5 protein-coding genes and 1 pseudogene are annotated in these 2,979 nt (G+C 27.5%); all 6 read right to left on the bottom strand.

The genetic code is table 11. From position 1 onward, the window contains the following. Window positions 1-343 precede the first annotated feature (343 nt). On the bottom strand, window positions 344-592 hold the full coding sequence (locus tag ACEW7V_RS01825) for a lipoate protein ligase C-terminal domain-containing protein (protein ID WP_374695753.1): 249 nt from the start codon (window positions 590-592) through the stop codon (window positions 344-346). A 70-nt stretch (window positions 593-662) separates the two neighbouring features. Beyond that, window positions 663-1,088, bottom strand: a complete 426-nt coding sequence (locus tag ACEW7V_RS01820) for a biotin/lipoate A/B protein ligase family protein (protein WP_374695694.1) — start codon at window positions 1,086-1,088, stop codon at window positions 663-665. A 142-nt stretch (window positions 1,089-1,230) separates the two neighbouring features. Further along, a complete protein-coding gene (locus ACEW7V_RS01815; protein ID WP_374695693.1) occupies window positions 1,231-1,371 on the bottom strand; it encodes a hypothetical protein in 141 nt (46 codons plus the stop codon). A gap of 336 nt (window positions 1,372-1,707) precedes the next feature. Continuing rightward, entirely contained in the window at window positions 1,708-1,797 is a 90-nt protein-coding gene (locus ACEW7V_RS01810; protein ID WP_374695752.1) for a hypothetical protein, read from the bottom strand. A 107-nt stretch (window positions 1,798-1,904) separates the two neighbouring features. Next, window positions 1,905-1,964, bottom strand: a pseudogene (locus tag ACEW7V_RS01805) (hypothetical protein); the annotation flags it as partial. Window positions 1,965-2,010: 46 nt separating this feature from the next. Next, window positions 2,011-2,190, bottom strand: coding sequence for a hypothetical protein (locus tag ACEW7V_RS01800; RefSeq protein ID WP_374695692.1), 180 nt, complete (start codon window positions 2,188-2,190; stop codon window positions 2,011-2,013). Window positions 2,191-2,979 lie beyond the last annotated feature (789 nt).

Raw genomic sequence — 2,979 nt, 5'->3', positions numbered from 1 at the left:
ACTAGAAATTTGAAACATAATGAATTAAAAGATAAAATAAACTAGCCCAAATCCGTATTTAGGTCCAAAAAGATAACCTATTAAAATGATAAAAATTAATTCAATGCGAAAAAAAAGCATAATTACAGGGATTGTTGCATTAATAGTATAACGAGAAAAGAAGTTCCAAACCAAAAGCCAAAAATAATAAGAAAGAAATGGCAATGATTTTTTTCTTCAAACATTTTTTGATTATTTACTTTATAAATACACCTTCAATTTTTATTTTGCTAGTTTTTTCGTTGTTTATCTTTTTTTGATAGTCTATATAAAAATTTTCAATTTAGAACTATTTTAGTAATTGCTAATAATTTAAATTTTTAATTTTTTCTTCTAAAATACCTTCTTTAAGTAAGCTTAAAAAATCATCATTAGTAGCATCAAAATATAAAAACCGATGTTTGTTTGTTTTCCAAAACTTCTTGTATTTTTCAGTTTGATAAGTTATTCCTTCAAAAAGTTTGCTAAATTGTTCTAAATTATCTTCTTTGTAGAAAAAATCTCCAATCAAAGTCATTTTTTCAATTAAACCAAATCTAATATCTAAAAAAATTTCTAATCCTCCCCAAGAAAAACGTTTTTTAAGTATTTTGGTGTGATGGGGTTGGGTTAATAATAAAAATTCATTGGAAGTAAATTGAGAGAGAATCTTTTTCTATTGATTTTATTTCTTGGTCACTTAAGTACATAAGTTTGAGTCCAGTTAAAGCCTCAGTTAAATACTGCATTAACTTTTCTTGTGACATATCTGGAAGATAGCCTTTGAGGTTAGTTACTCGGGAACGTACACTTGCAATTCCCTTAGAAATTAATTTTTGGTCGTTTGGAGTAATTGTGTTTATCATAGTTTGAAAATCGCAATTATAAAAGTGTTCATGAGTTACCATGCCATTTTGGTTTTGCATAAAGGCATTTCCAGAAATTTTTTTGCCTTCTAGTAAAATGTCGTTTCTGCCACTAAATTCAACATTAAGTCTAATTTTTTGTAATGCAACGACAATTTTAGCTAAAAAAAGGTTTAAAACTGAAATTTTTTTCTTTTTTGGCAATAATGCTAAAAAGAAGGAGTTTGAGGATCATTATAAACACATCCTCCACCAGTACCTGGTTTCTAAAGGTAAAGGAATTTTATGTTCTTTGAGGTAATCTAGAAATTAACTTCGTTTTCAATTATTTGATTTTTCCCCATTTCTACAACTCCTTTGATTTTCCAAATAAAAAAGAAGCTTTTTCAGGGTTTTGCTTTAATAAATGATTAAGGGCGTATTGTTCTAGGGCGTAATAAAAATAAGGTTTAAGGTCGCAGATGCGATTAATTTGAATCAAAATCATAATAAAATCCCCTTTTAAAGTATATTATTAAAGTATTATAAATGTTTTTTCCATTAATATTATATCATTTATCAGTTATGTAGACTCATATTAATCTTTTTTGCCTTTTTTCTCTAACTCCAAAATCAAATCTCTTAATGTAGCTGCTTTTTTTTTTCAAAATCAAGGTTTTTGGCAGCTTCTTTCATCATTTTTTGTAAACTTTTAATTTCTTTATTTTTAGCTGTAATATTTGTATGTGTTTGCAACTTTTTTTGTCCCTTAACTTTACCATTTTTATTTTCATTTTGGGCACTTTCTTTTTGTTTGATTGAAATTGTTTCTAAAATAGTTTTGTTAAAACAGTTGGTGTATTCTTTCATTATTTGGTGTATTTTTTTGTTGGATTTTTCTTCTACGATAAGTTTCTTCAATAGCAATTTGCATAGCAGGAGAAATACAATCCCAGCATACATAATAGCTTTGCCTGTAATGTTTCTAGCTGCTCTTCCAATAGTTTGGATAAGGCTTCTTTCGTTTCTTAAAAAACCTTGTTTGTCAGCATCCAAAATAGCTACTAAAGCTACTTCAGGTAAGTCAAGTCCTTTCCTCAAAAGATTAACTCCACCAAACAATCGTATTTTCCCAACCTTAGGTCTTTTAAAATTTCAAGTCTTTGTAAGATTTAATTTCACTGTGTAAATAAGCTACTTTGATGCATAATTTTTTTAAATAAGCAGTTAGGTCCTCGCTCATATTAATAGTTAAAGTAGTTATCAAAAATTCTTTGATTGACACTTTAGTTTTGGTGTTTAATTTCCAAAGTAAAGTGTCATCCATTTGGTTGTAGGTTGGTCTTATTTCAATTTCTGGATCAAGGACAAAAGTAGGTCTTATAATTTATTCTACAATGGGGATTTTTTTTAGTTAATTCATAATTGCCAGAGTAGCTGAAAGATAGATAACTTTATTCATTTTGGCTTGGAATTCATGGAATTTTAAAGGTCTGTTATCAAGAAGGGCACTTGGTAGTCTAAACCGAAATTTACTAAGTTGGTTTTACGAGAAAAATCACCAAAATACATTCCTTTAATTTGGGAATAGTTACATGAGATTCGTCAATAATGGTTAAAAATTCATTTCCAAAAAAATCAATTAAAGTTGATGGTGCCTCGCCTTTTTCTTTTGAGTGCTAAATGTCTTGAATAATTTTTCAACACCATTGCAATTGCCTATTTGTTCTAACATTTCTAAATCATGTAAAGGGTGAATTTTAATTTTTTGGCTACAAGTTGGTTAGTTTTTTCAAAATGATTAATTTGTTCCTTTTAATTCTCTTCTTGGCGAATTCTTTTGATACTTTCTTGTAATTTTTGGATATTTGTAAGCATATAGACTAGCAGGAAAAAGAGTAATTAATTTAAGATTCGTAATTGTTTGCCATTTAAAAACATCAAAATTTTGCAGATATTTTTCAATTTCATTGCCAAAAAAAAAATAATGCGGATTTATAATTTCTTTACTAGATAGGCAATAATTTTCTATAATATCCTCTTATATCGAAAAAGTTCCTCTTTGGTATTTCATTTCTTTTTTGATATTTTAATTCTATTCTAACTTTGTTAATTA

This window comes from Areca yellow leaf disease phytoplasma, assembly GCF_041920595.1.
The sequence above is the reverse complement of the archived record's forward strand: the minus strand, read 5'-3'. Positions and strand labels throughout refer to the sequence as shown.